The sequence below is a fragment of the Acinetobacter sp. YH16042 genome, assembly GCF_013417245.1.
GTDB classification, from domain to species: Bacteria; Pseudomonadota; Gammaproteobacteria; order Pseudomonadales; family Moraxellaceae; genus Acinetobacter; species Acinetobacter amyesii.
The window spans coordinates 37,070-57,409 of record NZ_VPEJ01000020.1 but is presented as its reverse complement, the minus strand read 5'-3'; the positions used below and the strand labels follow the sequence as shown (position 1 = coordinate 57,409).

Annotated in this window: 14 protein-coding genes and 2 pseudogenes; 9 read left to right on the top strand and 7 right to left on the bottom strand. The window is 37.8% G+C overall.

Annotation, left to right across the window (positions count from 1 at the left end):
* Positions 1-86: 86 nt before the first annotated feature.
* Together FTV37_RS13130 and FTV37_RS13125 are read right to left on the bottom strand one after the other, a co-directional pair.
* Positions 87-1,017 (bottom strand): annotated as a pseudogene (locus FTV37_RS13130) (IS5 family transposase).
* Between the two features lie 173 nt (positions 1,018-1,190).
* Positions 1,191-1,922: a Fic family protein gene (locus FTV37_RS13125; protein WP_120403233.1), complete on the bottom strand. Its 732-nt coding sequence runs from the start codon at positions 1,920-1,922 to the stop codon at positions 1,191-1,193.
* Between the two features lie 346 nt (positions 1,923-2,268).
* On the opposite strand from FTV37_RS13125, the gene FTV37_RS13120 reads away from it, so the two are divergent.
* From FTV37_RS13120 to FTV37_RS13110, 3 genes are all read left to right on the top strand, one after another.
* Positions 2,269-3,837 (top strand): type I restriction-modification system subunit M, encoded by a 1,569-nt coding sequence (locus FTV37_RS13120; protein WP_180064057.1) that lies wholly within the window; start codon positions 2,269-2,271, stop codon positions 3,835-3,837.
* Positions 3,837-5,006, top strand: a complete 1,170-nt coding sequence (locus FTV37_RS13115) for a restriction endonuclease subunit S (protein ID WP_180064056.1) — start codon at positions 3,837-3,839, stop codon at positions 5,004-5,006. Before FTV37_RS13120 ends, FTV37_RS13115 begins: the two co-directional genes overlap by 1 nt.
* Positions 5,007-5,220: 214 nt before the next feature.
* Entirely contained in the window at positions 5,221-8,184 is a 2,964-nt protein-coding gene (locus FTV37_RS13110) for a type I restriction endonuclease subunit R (RefSeq protein ID WP_180064055.1), read from the top strand.
* 151 nt (positions 8,185-8,335) lie between these two features.
* Here the strand turns inward: FTV37_RS13110 and FTV37_RS13105 are convergent, their stop codons facing one another.
* Positions 8,336-8,530: a hypothetical protein gene (locus FTV37_RS13105; RefSeq protein ID WP_078189992.1), complete on the bottom strand. Its 195-nt coding sequence runs from the start codon at positions 8,528-8,530 to the stop codon at positions 8,336-8,338.
* 457 nt (positions 8,531-8,987) lie between these two features.
* On the opposite strand from FTV37_RS13105, the gene sbmA reads away from it, so the two are divergent.
* From sbmA to FTV37_RS13085, 4 genes are all read left to right on the top strand, one after another.
* Positions 8,988-10,184: a peptide antibiotic transporter SbmA gene (gene sbmA / locus FTV37_RS13100; RefSeq protein WP_180022286.1), complete on the top strand. Its 1,197-nt coding sequence runs from the start codon at positions 8,988-8,990 to the stop codon at positions 10,182-10,184.
* Positions 10,185-10,649: 465 nt separating this feature from the next.
* On the top strand, positions 10,650-11,621 hold the full coding sequence (locus FTV37_RS13095) for a hypothetical protein (protein WP_180064054.1): 972 nt from the start codon (positions 10,650-10,652) through the stop codon (positions 11,619-11,621).
* A gap of 94 nt (positions 11,622-11,715) precedes the next feature.
* Positions 11,716-12,561 (top strand): hypothetical protein, encoded by an 846-nt coding sequence (locus tag FTV37_RS13090; RefSeq protein ID WP_180064053.1) that lies wholly within the window; start codon positions 11,716-11,718, stop codon positions 12,559-12,561.
* 147 nt (positions 12,562-12,708) lie between these two features.
* Positions 12,709-13,155, top strand: coding sequence for a hypothetical protein (locus FTV37_RS13085; RefSeq protein WP_257224341.1), 447 nt, complete (start codon positions 12,709-12,711; stop codon positions 13,153-13,155).
* 649 nt (positions 13,156-13,804) lie between these two features.
* On the opposite strand, the pseudogene FTV37_RS13080 reads toward FTV37_RS13085, so the two are convergent.
* Together FTV37_RS13080 and FTV37_RS13075 are read right to left on the bottom strand one after the other, a co-directional pair.
* Positions 13,805-14,550: pseudogene (locus FTV37_RS13080) on the bottom strand (DUF4850 domain-containing protein).
* A gap of 187 nt (positions 14,551-14,737) precedes the next feature.
* On the bottom strand, positions 14,738-15,640 hold the full coding sequence (locus FTV37_RS13075; protein ID WP_180064051.1) for an NADP-dependent oxidoreductase: 903 nt from the start codon (positions 15,638-15,640) through the stop codon (positions 14,738-14,740).
* Between the two features lie 237 nt (positions 15,641-15,877).
* Here FTV37_RS13075 and FTV37_RS13070 point away from each other — a divergent pair, with 237 nt between their 5' ends.
* The gene (locus tag FTV37_RS13070; protein ID WP_180040422.1) at positions 15,878-16,270 is read left to right on the top strand and encodes a lysozyme inhibitor LprI family protein; all 393 of its coding nucleotides are present in this window, start codon (positions 15,878-15,880) and stop codon (positions 16,268-16,270) included.
* A 448-nt stretch (positions 16,271-16,718) separates the two neighbouring features.
* Positions 16,719-17,273, top strand: a complete 555-nt coding sequence (locus tag FTV37_RS13065; protein WP_180040420.1) for a hypothetical protein — start codon at positions 16,719-16,721, stop codon at positions 17,271-17,273.
* 102 nt (positions 17,274-17,375) lie between these two features.
* Here FTV37_RS13065 and gatB read toward each other — a convergent pair whose 3' ends face one another.
* Entirely contained in the window at positions 17,376-18,851 is a 1,476-nt protein-coding gene (gatB, locus tag FTV37_RS13060) for an Asp-tRNA(Asn)/Glu-tRNA(Gln) amidotransferase subunit GatB (RefSeq protein ID WP_180064050.1), read from the bottom strand.
* Complete coding sequence (gatA, locus tag FTV37_RS13055; RefSeq protein ID WP_180022293.1) at positions 18,851-20,329, bottom strand: Asp-tRNA(Asn)/Glu-tRNA(Gln) amidotransferase subunit GatA; 1,479 nt, start codon at positions 20,327-20,329, stop codon at positions 18,851-18,853. The genes gatB and gatA overlap by 1 nt, the downstream gene beginning before the upstream one ends.
* Between the last annotated feature and the right edge of the window lie 11 nt (positions 20,330-20,340).

Genomic DNA, 20,340 nt, shown 5'->3' with positions numbered 1-20,340 from the left:
AATAACAGGATACTTCCACTTGGGAGATTTAAAGAGCTTTGTTGCACAAAGATTTAAAAATTAAGATTTCCCATATCTACTCAAATTTAAGTGACAATTTGGATATGAGGTTGGCCTAATTCCGTAAGTTTATTTCACCGCTACACGTGCATGAATTTCGTTGACTTGACTGTCAAACTTTCTAGCATTCAGTTTATCGCCTAATAATTTCATGCAATGCATCTTGGTTTCGACCAAACTTCGGCGATGATAGCCTGACCATTTTTTCCATATTGTTCTTCCTAAATGTTTAACTGTTCGAAGTAATTCATTTCTCTCCTGAGTATGAGCTTTTGTATCTTTCCAAGGTTTCGCATTTTTTCTTGGTGGAATCACTGCATGCGCTTGCCGATCTGCAATGACCTGACGGCATTGCTTGATGTCATAAGCTCCATCGGTATAAACAGCGTCAATTTGCTCACCTTGTGGAATCTGATCGAGTAAATCACCAAGTACCTGTGAATCACTGACATTGTTTGTCGTGAGCTGAAGTGCCCGTATTTGCAAGGTTTCAGCATCAATACCAATGTGGAGTTTACGCCATTGGCGAAGATATTCGGGCTGATGCTTTTTACGTTTCCATTCACCTTCACCTAAAAACTTTAATCCCGTGGAATCGACAAGTAGATGGAGCCTATCATTACTTTTTTGATAGCTAATTTGAATATCAATATGTTTTTGTCTTCTACAAAGCGTAGTGTAATCTGGAGCTGTCCAATCTAATCCGCAAAGTTTAATTAAGCTTTGAGCAAAGCCAGTAACCATGCGTAGAGTGAGTCTAAATAGAGATTTGATCATCAAACAGCATTGAATCGCTATGTCGGAGTAGGTTTGACTTCGACCTTGTTTGCCTTGTGGTTGTACATACCATTGTGTTTTTGGATCGAACCAAATAGCAATATTCCCACGATTAATGAGAGCTCGGTTATATGCGGGCCAATTGGTTGTGCGATAGATTTTGTGTGTAGGCTTCTTCATTTGGAAATTATATTGCCGAAGAAGTCCTTAAGAACAGCTTTGTGCAACAAAGCCCAATCGAATTAGACGGCATTCTGCAAATGGCTGGTTAAGCCCTGAAGCTTTTGAACAGAATTATTTTAAGAATTTAGAGGGATCGATTGTCCATGATACTGTCTAGGATCAGAATAAATTTAAATCCCCAATACAACTTGATATGGTTTAAATCCATCAAGCACAGCCTCAGAAACTAATTGGATAAATGCTTCAGTTTTACCATAAGCCATCCATTGATCTAAAGCTTCATAGTAAGCCAAACGATTTTCTACTGTAATCACACAAGGCGGATATCCAGCTTTAAGTAATTCGAGATTCATCAATAAGCGTGATGTACGACCATTCCCATCAATAAATGGATGAATGCCTACAAAGTCTGCATGTACTTTAGCTGCACGTTCAATAGGATGTAGCTTATGTGCCTCAGTATTGTACCAATCGACAAGCTGAGCCATTTTATCATTCAACAGTGTATAGTCGGGTGGGTTAGTCGTAGCACCTGAAATCAACACGTTTTGTTGGCGATAACGTCCTGCATTGTCATCATCGATATTTTTTAGAATGAGTTGATGGATATTACGAATCTGCCATTCAGAAAAAGGTTCTTCTTTACGAATAATATCTTCAACATAATAGATCGCATTTCTATGGTTAATTGCCTCGAAATGTTCTCGTAATGCTTTTCCACCAACGGTAATGCCTTCCAAAACCACTTTTGTTTCTAGCAATGTCAGTGTATTGCCTTCAATTGCATTTGAATGATATGTCCAGCGAACAATAAGATCTTCTTGTAGATTTTTTACAATTGCAGGAGAAAGAGGACGATGCTGATCTAATTTTGTTTTTAAAGCATCTATATTGTCAAACATAACTTTCACCCTGAAGTTGTACTCTTGAATGATACATGAAAAAAACAAATATAAAAAAGGAATGTTATAACATATCTTTTAATGTTGAATGCATACGTGTTAAAATCGGGACACCATTTTAAATCCTGTTAATGGATTTGAACAAAATAAATTTTGTGATTCAATGCACTAAATCTAATTTGGGTAAAAAATGGGTACAGGAAAAATGCTATTGGCTTTATGGTTCACTAAATCAATAGCTTAGGAGTTGAGTTTAATTGACGCCATCTCCACCAAAATTCAAAAAAGTCGAACCTTCGGGTTCGGCTTTTTTTATGATTAATTAAAAACATTTTTTGGTACAACAATGACTCAAGTCCAGCTTCAAGAACTGCAAAAACAACTCTGGAATATTGCCAATACTTTGCGTGGTAAAATGGGGGCAGATGAATTCCGTGATTACATTTTGGGCTTGATCTTCTACAAATATTTGTCTGAAAAAATTCAAAATAATGCCAACGAAATTTTGGCGCCGGATCAAATTAAGTTTACAGAATTGGTCGAAGATACTGAAAATAATCATGCATATTTGAGTGCTGTTCGTGAAGAATGTCTTGCCAGTATGGGCTATTTCTTAGCGCCACAAGAATTGTTCCACAGTATGGCAACATTAGCTCGAGCAAAAAAATACATTTTGGATGATGTAATTAAAACCCTTAAGGCAATTGAGCAAAGTACATTGCGTACAGATGCGGCCGATGATTTTTCACATTTGTTTGAAGACATGGATTTAAGTTCGACCAAGTTAGGTAATACGCCAGATGACCGCAATGAGCTGATTAGCCGTGTGATCGTACATTTAGACGATATTAATTTTGATCTATCGAATACTGAGTCTGATATTTTAGGCGATGCTTATGAGTTTCTCATTGGTGAATTTGCTTCAGGTGCTGGTAAAAAAGCAGGTGAGTTTTATACACCGCAAATGGTTTCGACTTTGCTTGCAAAACTTGTCACCTTAGGTAAAGAACGTCTACGCAGTGTATATGACCCGACTTGTGGTTCAGGATCTTTATTGCTACGTGTAAAGCGTGAAGTTGGTGATGTGGATGCGATTTATGGTCAAGAAATGAATCGTACGACATATAACTTGGCGCGCATGAACATGATTTTGCATGATGTGCATTATTCAAAGTTTGAAATTAAGCAGGAAGATACTTTAAAACGTCCACAGCATATGGAACTGAAATTTGATGCGATTGTAGCGAATCCACCATTTTCGGCAAAGTGGTCTGCGAGTGAGTCATACTTAAGCGATCCGCGTTTCCGTGATTTTGGCAAGTTAGCTCCAAGTTCTAAGGCAGATATGGCGTTTTTACAGCACATGCTTTATCAGTTAGATGAAAATGGGACTTTGGCGATTGTACTGCCGCATGGGGTTTTGTTCCGTGGTTCGAGTGAAGGGCATATTCGTAAGCATCTAATTGAAAAGTTAAATGTGATTGATACGATTATTGGTTTGCCTGCCAATATTTTCTATGGCACGACTATTCCGACTTGTGTGTTGGTGTTGAAGAAAAACCGTGAGCATAGCGACAATATTTTATTTATTGATGCGAGCAACGAGTTCGATAAGCAAAAGAATCAAAACAAGCTCTTGCCTGAGCATTTAGATAATATTGTTGGTGCATTTGAAAATCGTCAGAATATTGAAAAATATGCATATGTGGCAAGTTTGCAAGAAGTTGCTGACAATGATTTCAATTTGAATATTCCTCGTTATGTCGATACTTTTGAAGCAGAAGAAGAAATTGATTTAGATGCAATAGCGAAACAGCTTCAAGCCTTAGAAGTGAAAAGTCAAAAGACTGATGCAGTGATTGCGAGCTTCTGTAAGGAATTAGGCATTGACTCTCCGTTTGCGGAGGTGAAGTAATGACTTCACCTAAATTACGGTTTAAAGAGTTTGATGGGGATTGGAGTAAGGTTAGTTTAGATAAAATTTCTAAGGTTTTTGATGGGACGCATCAAACTCCCAACTATGTAGAGTCAGGCATCAAATTCGTTAGTGTTGAAAATATTCAGTCACCTTATGACAGTGATAAATTTATTACTGCAGAAGCATTTAAAAAAGACTTCAAAAATAAGCCTCAACTAAACGACATTTTAATGACGCGCATTACGGCTGGTGAAATTGGTGCTACGGCTATCGTTAATGACAGTGAACCATTAGCATATTACGTTAGTTTAGCTTTAATTAGACCTAAAGCTAATGTAAGTACACCATTTCTGAATCAATACATAGGAACACCTTTTTTTAAAAATGAGTTACACAAACGAATTATCCATGTAGCTTTCCCTAAAAAAATTAATCTAGGTGACATTAATGAGTGTTTAATATCATTGCCTAACAAGCAAGAGGAACAAATCAAAATCGCTTCTTTTCTTTCAGCAGTGGATGAAAAGATTAGCCAACTGACTCAAAAATATGAGCTACTTAGCCAATATAAACAGGGTATGATGCAAAAGCTGTTTAGTCAGCAGATTCGTTTTAAAGCGGATGATGAGAGTGAGTTTGGTGAGTGGCAGGAAACTACGTTAGGTGAGGTAGTTAAATTTTCCAATAGTAAGCGTATTCCATTAAGTGAAGGCGAAAGACAGAAACGACAAGGCGATTATCGTTACTATGGTGCATCAGGCGTAATTGATTATGTTGATGATTACTTGTTTGATGGAGAATATATTTTGATTGGGGAAGATGGAGCTAATATTTTGACCCGTTCATCACCACTAGCCTTTATTGTGGAAGGGCAATTCTGGGTAAATAATCATGCCCATATTTTTCAGTCTAAACAAGGAAATAATTTATTCTTAGCAACTTATTTGGAAAGTTTAAATTATGAAAAATTCAACTCAGGCACAGCACAGCCAAAATTAAATTTAGAAAATTTAAAGAAAGTATCAGTAATTAATCCTTGCCTAGAAGAACAAACTAAAATCGCTAATTTTCTGACAGTGATTGACCAAAAAATTGAAACTGTTGCACAGCAAATTGAACAAGCCAAACAATGGAAAAAAGGCTTGTTACAGCAGATGTTTGTCTGATTGTTTATAAGGTTTTATAAAATTCCTGCATTTATTCAAATGTGGGAATTTTTTTATTTAAGAAAGTACTGAAGGATTTCTTAAAGAAAAAACAGTGATCTGTATCATCAGTTTAGGTGTTTATTTGATGAATTTAAAAGATTGAAAAATATAATAAATCTATTAGAATCAAAAGATATACATACCAATAGTTAAAAACTGAGCAGTATTATAAATGTCGACCCAAAAAGAACTCGAACTCGAAAACCAATTTATAGCGCATTTAACAACTTTAGGGTACGAACGTGTTCAGTACAGAAACGAAACAGCTTTACTCCTAAACTTAAAAAATCAAATAGAGAAATTTAACGCACTGACTGCGCCACTTACACATGAGCAATGGGAACAGGTGTGGAATTACCTGAGCAGTGAACATACGATTTTTGGCAAAGCCAAACTTTTACGTGGTTCATATCAGCTTAAACATGATGACGGTACGACCCAAACACTGCGCTTTTTAAGTGATGATGCAGCAAAAAATATTTTTCAAGTGACCAACCAAGTGACGGTCCAATACGGTGAGAGTGGTACAGAAACCAGCCGTTTTGATGTAACGTTATTGATCAACGGTTTTCCATTAGTACAAGTTGAACTTAAACGCAGTGGCGTAGAAATCGCACAAGCGTTTCACCAAGTGCATAACTATAGTAAAGATGCCTATACCTCTGGACAAGGTTTGTTTGGCTATATACAGCTCTTTGTCATTAGCAACAGCGTAAATTGCTTATATTATTCACACGGTACGCCACTATTTGATTTTACATTTCCATGGGCCGATGAAAACAACAAAGCAATTAATGATTTGAGTAAATTTACCGAAGCATTTTTAAACGCCACACATATTACGAAAATGATCAGTAAATACATCGTTCAGCATCAAACAAATGAATGCTTAATGGTGCTACGACCTTATCAAGTCTATGCAGTTGAAAACATGATTCAGCATGTGAAAACCTCAACCGATCATGCCTATATTTGGCATACAACGGGTTCGGGTAAAACACTCACGGCATTTAAAGCCAGTGAAATCATGCGTCAGTTGCCAGAAATAGAAAAAGTAATTTTTGTTGTGGACCGCAAAGACCTAGATAATCAAACCACTAAAGAGTTCAATGCCTTTGTTCCCGACTGCGTAGACCAAACGACCAACACCAAAACATTGGTCGAACAGCTCATCGGTAAACGGCTGAACTCACGAAAAAATGAAAGCAATATACTCACAGATAAATTGGTCGTGACGACCATTCAAAAGCTGAATAACGCAATTACACTCCCTAAATTCAGAGAATTGATCGCCGATTTGGCAGATAAAAAAGTCGTATTTATTTTTGATGAATGCCACCGCAGTCAATTTGGTGATACTCACCAAAATATCAAACGCTTCTTTAAACAGGCGCAAATGTTCGGTTTTACAGGCACGCCTATTTTTCCTGTGAACTGTCAAAGCATTGGTGGCGTGAAATACACCACAGAATATCTATTCCCTAAACGACTGCATAAATATGTGATTGTCGATGCGATAGCAGATAAAAATGTTTTACCATTTCAAATTGATTACGTAGGACAATTTACCGCTCATCAGGTGAATGCAGGTGATGAAAAAATACAAGGCATCGATACTAAAGAACTGTATGACAACCCTGAGCGCTTAGAAAAAATTGTACGTTATATTTTAAAAAATCATGACAAAAAAACTGCAAAACGCGAATTTTGTTCAATGTTTTGTGTCAGCTCAGTAGATGTCCTGCTTCAATATTATGCAATATTTGCCAAAGTCCAAGCAGAGTTGGTTGCAGAAGCGGACAAGAAGGAAGAAATTTATACCCCTTTAGTGATTGGTACGATTTTTTCTTTTGGAGCGCAGGACACGACAAACGACGCCAATGACTCCACAACAGGTACGATTTCTGAAGAAGAACTTGAACAGCCGAGTCAAGTTGATATGGGGCGTAAAGCGCAACTTGAACGGATCATTGCAGAATTTAATACGCGCCATCTGACTAGCTATAACTGTGACGAAGGATTTTATGAATATTATAAAAATCTAGGTGATCGCGTTAAGTACTTCAAAGTCCCTAAACCACCTAAAGAAGTTGGGGAGCTGAAAGGGCCACCAATTGATTTGCTGTTGGTGGTGAATATGTTCCTGACTGGGTTTGACTCATTGCCGCTCAATACGATTTATGTCGACAAGAACTTAAAATATCACGGATTAATTCAGGCTTTTTCGCGTACAAACCGTATTTACAAACCAACTAAAGCTTTTGGTAATGTCGTGTGTTTTAGAAATTTAAAGCAGGCAACAGATAAAGCTCTTTCTACTTTTGCAGACGACCAAAATTTTGAGCAAGTGATTGTGCCACCGTTGGATCAACAATTAGCAGAATTTAATAAGTGTGTTAGTGAATTAAGAAAAATAACACCTGAGTGTCAGTCAGTAGATGATCTAAAACTCGAAAGTCAGCAGTTGCAGTTTATTCAAGCTTTTCGTGATGTGATTCGTCTACATTCACAACTGAAAATGTATACAGACTTTGATGTTGATAAAGCAGTTATAGTGCCGCAAGAACTTGAGGACTATAAATCTAAATATAAAGATTTGTATGACAGAATAAATAAAGGTACAGCGGTTGAAAAAGATTCAGTGCTACGTGACGTGAATTTTGCTTTAGATTTTATTATTAGTGATTATGTAAATCAGGATTATATTTATACATTATTAAATATGATTGCTGCTGCGCCACCGTCCTCGATTCAAAGAGCGAAACAGCAGCAACAACTCCAATCTTTACTCAGTAATGACCGAAAAATGTATAAAAAAATGGATTTGATTCAGAAATTTATTGATGAACAAATGCCACGAATGCTGAATGGCCAAAGTGTTCAAGATGCATTTAAGCAGTTTTGGGATGCAGAAAAACAGCAAGCCTATGATGTCTTTTGTAAAGATGAAAATCTTGTGATGGATGAGTTTAAAAAAGTGGTTCAACGATTTGATTTTACTGAACGTTTTCCGCACGCACATGAAATTCGGCCATTGCCAAAAAACAAGCCTTCAGCACTGGTGAGTAAAGTCTATTTTGAGGGATTGCATCAGAAAACCAATGCGATTTTAGAAAAATATGATTTACGGATTTAAACGTTAAGCTAAGTTATGAAAAATATTTGCTTAAAAGGAGGGTTCTTTTTTTATGGAATTTAAGAACCTTATCCTGTTTATTCAATAATTGTATGATTAAATTTCTTAGAATAAATATGATTTAAAAACAAATCACAAAGTGAGGCGAAAATTAAATTTCGCGCCAAACTTCATTCTTATCTTTCAATGAAATCATAAAGTTAAATTTGTCATCATTACTTACCAAAAGGCCTTCTGGCGTTTGCATAATCACTTTTAGAACGGTACCAGTTTCAAAAACCAAAGGACTGCAATTTTCTTTATTTAATGTAATTGGTTTGAGTAATTCAACAATTGCACTTTCCATTTTACTTCCCCAAGCATAGGTTGTTAATTGAACTTAGCATATTATTGGTGAAGAAACATGTTTTGTAAATGACGTGAGCTACATCGCAGAAAATATTTTAGAGAATTCCATAACTTAAGTTTAAATAATGGTTAAATAATTTATGGATTTTAATTTATTGATATCAAAGAAAATTTATAAAATTACAAATTTTTTAAGTGTATCTGTATGCTTAAGATGCGTTTTTTGTTCCACAAACAATGACCAAATCATCAATATGACTTGATCAATAAAGGAATTTAAGGCAATTTTCAGTTTTCATGCTTAAGCTAACAGAATGATGTGTCGTCTTGTATTTGATTGTTAAATTTCAGATTAAACAGCGTTAAATATTCAATCCGAATAACAAAATTGATGAAATAAAACTTATCATCAGCAACTCAAACTAAAAACAAAGATTTAGGGAAATGTAGGGCCAATGTTTAAATCGTTTTTTCCAAATCCAAAATGGTTTTTTGGATCATTCCTTCTATGGTTCGTAATCAATATTGTCTTGTGGTATAGCGGTGGTAATAGTTGGGGTACGATATTTGGTTTACCTGCAAATTATCATATTGCAGAACTACCTATTGGTGTCAGCCGATTTTGGAGTCCCAAATTTTTATGGTTCTATGTTTGGTTTTTTGTAGCAACGGCGCTTTTTGCAGCCTTTTGGAAGATCAAATCAGATAATCCTTGGCAGCGATGGTCAGTGTGGGGAACCGCACTTATTCTGTTTAATGTTTGGTTTAGTGTGGAATGTAATGTCGTGATCAATGCTTGGTATAACCCATTCTATGACCTGATCCAGAAAATGCTTTCAGGTGGTGGGGGCGAAGTGACGATGCTATATTCTGAGATACTGACTTTTCTCTATGTGGCCATGGTGTATGTCACACTGGCGGTATTGAACCTGTTTTTCGTCAGTCATTATGTTTTTCGTTGGCGTACTGCGATGAATGACTTTTATACAGCGCATTGGGAAAAACTGAGAACCATCGAAGGTGCCTCACAGCGTATTCAAGAAGACACGATGCGTTTTGCGAGAACCACAGAAGGACTTGGGGTTAGCTTAGTTGAATCGGTGATGACCTTAATTGCATTTCTACCTGTGCTGCTAACTTTATCAACACATGTAAAGAAATTACCTGTCGTGGGGGAAATCGCCTATGCATTGGTTTGGGCGGCAGTCCTTTGGGCGGTTTTAGGGACGGTTATTTTAATGCTGGTGGGTTATAAACTACCGGGTTTGGAGTTTAATAATCAAAAAGTCGAAGCGGCATATCGTAAAGAGTTAGTTTATGGTGAAGATTATGCAGATCGAGCAGACCCTTTCACATTAAAAGAATTATTTACTAAAGTTCGTTTTAATTATTTTAGACTGTATTTCCACTACGCTTATTTCAATCTGGTTCGTATTTGGTACATGCAACTGGATAATATTTATGGATATTTTATTTTGTTTCCAAGTATTGCTGCGGGAACAATTACGCTCGGTATATTAATGCAAATTTTAAATGTCTTTGGGCGTGTACGTGATTCCTTCCAATACCTGATTTCCTCATGGACAACCATTATCGAACTGATTTCTATTTATAAGCGTTTAAGAGCGTTTGAAGAAAAAATTAATAATTGATTTTATAAGTTTAAAATAGACCTGCACTAAAATGCAGGTTTTTTTATGACTTTAATTTTAAGTTAATATATTTCAATAAAATCAATAGATTAATATTTTTAGATGAGCTGTTTTTTTACTCGATTCCATATTGTCGCTCGAATCATGGATAGGCCCAGCTTTATATTATTATTAATAATAGAGGCTTGTTCTGATGGCAGATTTGATAAGCACATAGCGATACATAAATGCTTGCGAAATAACCTAAAAGGGAACGATGATGACCGTTCACCAAGGATAAACAAATACACTTAAATAAAATGTGAAATTCATCAAATTAAAATTAACAACATATGCACACATCTCAAACGTGTACGATTTTAGTGATTAAATTTATAAAAATAATAAATAAAATCAAGATTATAAAATTGTGAAAGGCACTAAATTACGCTATTTTTTAAGGGTGAATTTTTTGAGATTTTTGCTGTGAATTTAAAGGCAATTTTATGGGTGGGGAGTATTGGATTTGCATTACATGGTTGTACCACCATGCAGAGTTTAAACCCAAATTCATTTAATCATTATGCATCACCACAAGAAGTGATCAATCAAAAAGGGCTAAATAGCTCAAATGGCAAGGCGAAAGAATACGTCTATGATTGGGGACCACAAAAGAAAAATATGGAAGCAGAATCGCTCATACCCAAGCAAAATATGAGCAGTTACTGCCAAGCCAAAAATGGCAAATTTATTCAACTGAATAAAAGCAATTTGAACCAAGTCAAAAATGCATGGAGTCGTAAATTATTAGCGACCTATAGCAGTATAAAACAGAGCACAGGTGTGTTTCAGTGTAGTCAGGCAGATGGACAACGTTGGATGGTTGCTATTGAACCCGTTTCAGAGCGTAAATTAAATGACCGTTCTGAAACCCGCTTAGTGAGTTTGTATACAGCAATTATTGGACCCGAAGAACGTCGCAAAAACTATAATAAACAAGAAGAAACTGTAGCTAAAAAAGCCACACCAAGCAAAGCCAAAGCAACGACAACAAAAAGCAATGCGAAAGAGGAAGCAAAAAAAGAAGTAGAGACTAAAAAAGAAACCAAAGCCAAAGAGCCTGAAAAAAAACCTGTAGTGAAACCAGTTGCAGAAACATCGCAACAGATACAAATGCGCTTATATGTGAATGCACGACGTGACCTGAATGCCGGAAAAAACCAAGTCACCGCTTGTAATAATGCACAGCGTGCTTATAGCTATGGCAAATTAAATGGTGCAAATGCCAATAGAGCCTATGCTGAATCAGGCATGCTCGTTGCAAAATGCTTAACATCAGTGCCTGCATATAGCAAAAGTTATCCAAACGCCAATGCAAGAGCAAAAGGCATCTTACAAAACTTAGCGACCAACTATAACCACGCAGGGGCAAAAAATATGTTGAATCGTATGAAATAAACTTCAACAGGATAAAAGCCATTTGGGGAAATAAGCTTTTATCCTGATTCAATCATGTACTCAAACAAAGTTTTAAAAATAATAAGGAAAAACCATGAGTTCAGTAAATGAAACTTATTTTAATGCACCATTATTTGACCGAGAATTAACAGAAATTACAGTCAATATCGAGCAAACACCGTTCTTTTTGAATGATCGTGGGCATCCAACATATTTAGCATCACTTGGGGCAGGGATTCATTTAATTACCGAGTCACCAACCAATGCGCAAATGACGATGGGAAATCCCTACACGGTTCCTTCCGAAATTTCGACGATAATTACCGATTGGGGCAAACAGACTGAGCTTGAATTTGAAGGGCAACACTTCGAGTTTATGCCATTGGTGGCAAGCAAAGAAACCGCGGCAGCTTTTGGTATCACCTTAGTTCAGGCAGGTGAAGCGATTCAGATTCATTCAAATCAAAAACGACTATCAGAAATTCATTATGAATACGGCATGATGGCAGGGCATTATTTGCCTTATGAAAATGCAACATCAAATTTAAATGGCTGTAAAACTTTAACGCCATTTGTCATTACTGATTTAGAACATCATGACTTTCCGCATATTTTTAGCGCGACAGATCAGGATCAATTGCCACTGGTTATCTCAGTGGGACGCTATTTTCCAAATCTAGGCAAGATTTACTTGGCAGATTTATGGGTTAATCCCGGAGATGCTTTATATATTCCTGCGAAACCCAAATATTCGAATCCTGAGTTTATTGACCTACATAATAACCGTAATGCAGCACTTGCATGTTGGCGAGGGGATAGCAATAAATCGACATTGACCACCCATAGTTTGCTCGATACCCATGGACATTTTTACTGGTATTGGAATAGAAGACCGACGATTCATCCTCTCATCTATGCACCGACTAGCAAAAATGAATAGTTGAGTTACATAGACCAAACAGCAAATACAGCACTTCATGATACAAAGGTGACTCAAGTTTTGGGAGTTTGGTCTATGGCTTACGGTTTATCTAAAAAATTACATCTACGTTTTTCACGACCAACAGGTTTGGCTTTATTGACGCTCATGATGCTCGGAACGACTCAGGTGAGTTTGGCGAGTCCGACGGTCGATCAGCTCAGTCAATGTTTAGTGAAATCGACTACTGCGGCGGATAAAAAGGCGGTTTTACAATGGACCTTTTCTGCATTGGCAGCACATCCAGATTTAAAACAATACAGTAACGTCAGTGATGCGCAAAAAACACAACTCGATAAAAATTTGGCGCAGGTCATGCAACGAATCTTGGTGGAGCAATGTTCTACGCAAACGCAGGCCGTAATTAAAGCCGATGGTCTACAGGCTGTAGGCGAAAGCTTTCAAGAGCTTGGTAGTATCACGGGGGATGAAATATTAAAGACGCCTGAAATTAAACAACAATTACAAGGCGTACTGCGTTATGTCGATTTGAATAAATTGGTGACTAAATTTTTAACCCCAGAAATTTGGAATAAATTGGGTATCGTTCGTTAATGTTTAGTCTTAAATATTGATTATGGCTAATTTGTGGATGAACATTACCATCAAGCAAAATGTTAAGTTCAGGGTTGTATAATAAGCAGATTGTGTCTGTATCTATAAATGATTGATGGAATATTAAAATCATTTAATCAGTATTGTCTGCTTTGTCCTGTATGGCTTCCAATGATGTGTTGTATATGCAGAATGAAAATACGCCTTGACTCAGCTATATATTGAAACGACTTGAGCAGATGCAGAAAAAATAATATCTACAGATTTAGACCTTATATTTAGTATTAACTGAAATATTTTCAATCGAAAATATGGAAAATAGCAAGAAATAAACTTTTAAAGACGAACCAAATTCCACGTAATATAAAATTAAAAATGATTTCTATAATCACGTTTATCAAAAACTTTAAAAGCTTAAGTGATAATGATCCGAGTTGATATAGAAGCCATTTCAATAGACGAAAGGGTGCATAGCACATCAAATAAAATGGTTGCCGCTTAAAGCGCTGCCAACCCTCAATCCAAAGAGATTGTAATTTGCTAAAGTTTAATGAGGGTATTTTCTCACTGAAAACGAGGGCATACATCCACACAACAAAGAGGATGCCTAATATTGATAAACCAATCGAGAGTGCACTCATCTTACTTTTTAATGCATCGCGTTATAAAAATTCAAGATTGGACGTGCTAAATCCTGATGTTCTGCATTTAGTGTCACTTCGATACTTTATTAAAGGTATCTTCATCATAGTATTTAGCAATGCCATGGGTTTTTGCACCGAATTTGGGGATTTGATAGCTAAAAAACGCGGTGGTTTTGGATGGATGTACGAGATTTATTTTTTTATGCGGATCGACATAGCCACCAAATTCACTTTCTATACTTTCTTTCAGAATATGTGGAAAATAAAGAGTGGCATAGGGCAGACCACAGCCTACACATGCCGATGAATTGTATAAATCAATTGCCTCATTTCCCTGCGGATTCATAATCACCACAGAGCCAGTACCATTCGCTCCTGCAGCAGCTTGTATGTTATTCCATGATTTTGGCACTAAAGTTAAGCCGATACTCGGTAGCACAATTAATTTGAGTTGACTAGCTTGTTGCGGCGTTAAGGTAAATTTATAGATGCAATCATTTTTGCCACAGGCCTTTGCGTCTTTAAGTAGTCCATCCTCCATCGGATTTTCAACGGTGACGCCATACATAGGTACTTTCACATTGTTGTTAAAGGTGGCTTGTCCCAGTGCATAGAACTGATTAGTGTTTTTACGGTTGGCAGCACTGTCCCAAAATTGAGGGAAGCTAGGTTCAAAAACTTCAGGTTTAGCCGCTTGGGCTATACTTAAGCAAAGACTGAGTAAGGACAGGGCTATTATGTGTTTAATCATATGTTTAATTATCTTATGCATGATTTAAATTTTTATTAAATTTAACGTACATTGTAGCCTTTAGTGCAGACTAATTATATTGAAAAATTGCAATTCAAACATAAAAAAGCCTAAGCAAAATTTAACGATTTGCTCAGGCTAATGATGATCAAAACGCTTTGGCTGAATCTAAATTTAAAACAGTGAGTTATTCAAAAACCAAAACACTTTTACCTTTGGTATGACCTTCTAAAATATCACTATAGGCTTGCTGCGCATTCTTAAATTCATATTCACGGCTGACTGTCCATGTGAAACGACCTTCAGCAATTCCATCGACGATATGTTGTAAGTTTTTAGTGTTACGTTTAACCCATACTGGCTGAATTTTATTTGAAGATAATTTTCTACCAGCAATACTTCCCATAAATCCGCCAACTTTGACCACAGCAAGAGAGGATTGAGTTGCTTCTTCCGAGCCGATCATATCAATAGAGACATCAAAAGGTGTTGGATGTACTGCTTTTAGACGTTCAACTAAACCTTCTCCATAAGTGACAGGTGTAGCGACTAGTTTGCGAATATAGTCTTGATTGGCTGCTGATGCTGTTGCGACAACCTCAATGCCTTTTTCTACTGCGAGCTGTACCACAATTGAACCGACTCCGCCTGAGCCGCCATGTACCAGTAAAGATTGAGCAGGGCCCGTTTCATCTAAAATGGTCATGGCCGTTTGTGCTGCGCCTGCAATTGTTCCCGCAATAGACCAATCAATATTTTGGGGTTTACGGATCAAATTTGCTAGTGGTACATCAATCACGGTTGCATGGGTAAAAGCACCGCCTGAACCGAGCACTTCATCGCCAACAGTCCATTCATTTTGAGAGCTGTCTACTTCTGCAATGATGCCTGCATATTCTGTACCAAAGGTTTGCGGTAGGGCCGCATGTTTAAATTCACCTGTCATGCGACGTGCGTCAATGGGGTTAATACCAGAGGCTTTAACGTGAATGCGTGCCATGCCTGCAGCTAGTGGAGGCAGTTCGTATTGTGCAAATTCGAGCACTTCAGGTTGGCCGTATTGGTGTGCTGCTAAGATGGTTGATTTCATTTTTGTACCTATTCATATCTGGTTTTTTAAATCATGGTTGAATTATAGGCAGGTGGTGTTTATGGATTACAGAGCGAAATTTGCATTAGATTTTTCTATAAATAGAACAGTGCTTAAAATTAGTATGGATATGTGCACTGTTTTTGTTATTTTATTTTAGTGTGGAAATGAATGGAAAAATAAAAATGGTATTCCTAGTAAAGACATTTGTATCTATAAATTTATAAAGGGATAGTTATGATTAAGCAATTTATATGCGCGCTGATGGTTGTTTTGGGTTTTATACAAATGGCACAGGCAGAAGACCGATCGTTGAGTAAGCATTTTACAGCGTGTATGGACAAAGCTGGCGGTGTGACTGCAAGCATGGTGGAGTGCACAGCAGCGGAAACAAAACGTCAGGATATACGTTTAAATGAAGCTTATAAAAATTTGATGAACACCTTAAGCGCAACACGTAAAAAAGAACTGCAAAATACACAGCGTTTATGGATGAAGTATCGGGATGCGAACTGTAACTTTTATTATGATCCGAATGGCGGTTCAATTGTACGTGTAACCAGTGCTGGCTGTTTCATGGATATGACAGCAGAAAGGGCGAATGAGTTGGAGAATTTTTTAAAGTATTAATGATTAGCTCTCCTTTGCGGGATAGGAATTTAAAACTCGCTCACATTAATAATTTTCTAAAACCTCTCCCTAGCCCTCTCCTTGAAGGAGAGGGGACTTTCAATATTAAATTCATGTTGTTATATGATTCGTAATGAAAGCTCCTTCTCCCATTGGGAGAAGGCGGGGGATGAGGGTATCAGAAGTCACGCATAAAGAAAGACTTTGAAAGTTGAACACGTCCTAAGTCTTCGAGTTTAGCGATAGACGATACTTTTTTGATGGTCATGTTGTTTTTGGTGTGAAGTATTGGATTGATTGTAGGTTTAAATCATGCAATTGTAATACTTTGATTGGAATATGAAGCTTGGTTATATTTAAAAAAATTATTAGCATGGAAAAATCGATATCTTAGATGTGGTTTAGCTGTATTTTAAAATCATAAGAAAATTTAGTTTAAGAATAATTAATGCAATTATTTGATAAAAGAGGAATTATGAGTAAAGAAAGTAACTTTGAAAAATATGGACTTATATTAATTGGAATTATGGGGTTAGTTGGAGGAAGTGTAAAAGCTTATGAATTTTTTTTAGATAAAAATTTAAACTCTATCCCATCATTATCACCCAGCGAATATGATTTAAATTTGCAAAAAGAGGGGGTTCTAGATAAAAATTTTAGGTATACAAATAAGCCCATTGTCTATGAATTATATAGATCTACAACAAAAGAACTTAATAGGCACACTCCGATAGACATGGGTGATGGTGTGCTAATGACTCAAGCTTTAAAATTAAAAGGTATGTCTGCTTATAGTTATTCTCTTTCAATCGAAAAAAATAATCTTTCAGATCAAAGTGTAGAGTATTTTAATAATAACAAACACAATTTGAAATCAATATTCTGTAATCAAGTAAAAAAACATGTCCATTATAAAGTTAATAACATGATTGAGAAATTTATGTATTATGATGTGGCAGGAGAATTCCTATTTGAATACCAAATAAGAGCTGATGAATGCTAAGCTAAATAAGTGATAGAAACTGAATTATTGAAATTATATGTATGGTTGCATATTAAATAAAAACCCGCTTTCGCGGGTTTTTCTTCTAAAGAAAGATCAGCCTTAACCAATCAATTTCTTCATCAATTCATTTACTTGCGCAGGGTTTGCTTTACCTTTTGCTGCTTTCATCACTTGACCAACAAGACCGTTAAAGGCTTTCTCTTTACCAGATTTATACTCTTCAACCATCTTCTCGTTAGCAGCAAGTACGTCTTTAATAATCGCTTCAATCGCGCCTGTATCAGTTTCCTGTTTCAAGCCTTTTTCAGCAATAATCTCGTCCGCAGTTTTGCCTTCTTCCCACATAAAGCCGAACACTTGTTTCGCAATTTTGCCATTAATTGTGTTGTCCACAATACGTGCAATCATGCCGCCAAGTTTTTCCGCAGATACAGGAGAGTCATGAAGCTCTAAGCCCGCTTTGTTTAAAGCGCCTGAGAATTCGCCCATCACCCAGTTCGCAGCAACTTTGCCTTGTGCAGCACCGCCCGCAGCTTTTACCACGTCTTCATAAAACTCTGACATTTCACGAGTAAGCGTAAGCACGTGAGCATCGTACTCAGTTACACCAAAGTCAGCCACAAAGCGCGCACGGCGTGCAGCAGGAAGCTCAGGAAGGGCAGCACGTGCCGCTTCAATTTGCGCATCTGCAATCACAACAGGCAACAAGTCAGGGTCTGGGAAGTAGCGGTAATCGTTCGCTTCTTCTTTAGAACGCATAGAACGCGTTTCCATCTTCACAGGGTCGAACAAACGTGTTTCTTGGTCGATGGTGCCGTCCCATTCCAAGATTTCCATTTGACGTTCAATTTCAACATTGATCGCTTGCTCAATGAAACGGAATGAGTTGAGGTTTTTAAGCTCACAACGCGTACCAAACGGTTGACCAGGACGACGCAGTGACACGTTACAGTCCGCACGGAACGAACCTTCCGCCATGTTACCGTCAGAAATACCTAACCAACGCACTAACGTGTGAATCGCTTTAATATAAGCAACAGCTTCTTCAACCGAACGCATATCCGGCTCAGATACGATTTCAAGTAAAGGTGTGCCTGCACGGTTTAAATCTATGCCTGACATGCCTTCAAATTGGTCATGGATCGATTTACCTGCATCTTCCTCAAGGTGCGCGCGCGTCACGCCAATGCGCTTTACTGTGCCATCTTCAAGTTGGATGTCGATATGACCCAAGCCCACAATGGGATTGTCCATTTGGCTGATTTGGTAGCCTTTAGGAGAGTCAGGGTAGAAATAGTTTTTACGTGCAAATACAGAAGCTTGGTCGATGTAAGCATCGATACCCAAACCAAAGCGAATCGCAAGATCAACTACTTCTTTGTTGAGTACTGGCAATACGCCAGGCATTGCCAAATCAACAAGGCTCGCTTGTGTATTTGGGTCTTGACCAAATGTGGTAGATGAACCTGAGAAAATTTTGGTATTGGTTGCAAGCTGAGTGTGAATCTCAATACCAATCACCACTTCCCAACCATCAATCAGGTTAGATTTTGGTTTAGCAGCGTTTTTAGCCATTATGCATTCTCCTCAGCAATTGCAGCGCGTTGTGTATGCCAATCCGTTGCTTGTTGGTACTGATGCACCACAGACAACAATTGAGATTCTGACCAGTAATTACCAATCAGCTGTAAGCCAACAGGCAAGTTGTCTTTGTCAAAACCAACAGGCGCGTTAATCGCAGGCAGACCTGCCAAGTTCACTGCGATGGTGTAGATGTCGCCTAAGTACATTTCTACAGGAGACAGGTTTGCACCAATCTTATATGCAGTTGTCGGTGCAGCAGGGGCAGCAATCACGTCTACAGATTCAAATGCTTTTAAGAAGTCTTGTTGAATTAAACGACGTACTTTTTGTGCTTTCACATAATAAGCATCGTAGTAACCCGCAGACAGCGCGTATGTACCAATCAGGATACGTTGCTGAACTTCTTTACCAAAACCTTCAGAACGTGAACGTTTGTACAAGTCCATCAAATCCACAGGGTTTTCTGCACGGTAGCCATAACGTACGCCGTCGAAACGAGATAAGTTAGACGATGCTTCAGCAGGGGCAATCAAGTAGTAAGTCGGCACGTAGCTTTCAGTCATGTTTAGGTCAATCTCAACCAAGATTGCGCCCATTTCTTCAAGCTTTTTCAGTGACTCTTCAACGCGTGCTTTCACGTCAGCATCTAAGCCGGCAACGTTAAAGTATTGTTTAGGAATACCAATGCGTAAGCCTTTTACAGAAGTGCCGTTGAGGTTCGCTACATAGTTATCGACGTCTTTTTCAACCGAAGTTGAATCTTTCGCATCATGACCTGCCATCACGTTCATGAGGTAAGCACAGTCTTCAGCCGAACGTGCCATCGGGCCGCCTTGGTCTAAAGATGATGCATACGCAATCATACCGAAACGAGAAACACGACCATACGTCGGTTTAAGACCAGTCAAACCGCAGAATGATGCAGGCTGACGGATTGAACCGCCTGTATCTGTACCTGTTGCGAAAGGCGCAAGATCAGCCGCTACTGCAGCCGCAGAACCGCCTGAAGAACCACCGGGAACATGGTTTAAGTTCCAAGGGTTCGCAGTCGCGCCGTAGAATGAGTTTTCACTTGTTGAACCCATGGCGAATTCATCCATGTTCACTTTACCTAAAGTGACAAGGCCCGCAGCTTTACCTTTCGCTACAACGGTCGCGTCGTAAGGAGAGATAAAATTGTCCAGCATTTTAGAACCAGCAGTGGTTTTAATGCCTTGGGTACAGAAAATATCTTTATGCGCAATTGGTACACCGGTCAACGCAGTTGCATTGCCTGCTTTAATTGCAGCATCAGCCGCATCTGCTTGCGCAAGTGCTTGTTCAGCTGTCACGGTCACGTATGACTTGACTTGAGCATCGATTTTTTCAATGCGTTTTAAATAGTGTTCAGTCAATTCGCGTGAAGAAAATTTAGCGCCAGCCAAACCTTCAGACAATTCACGAATTGATAAGCGATGTAAATCTGTCATGAGAAATATTT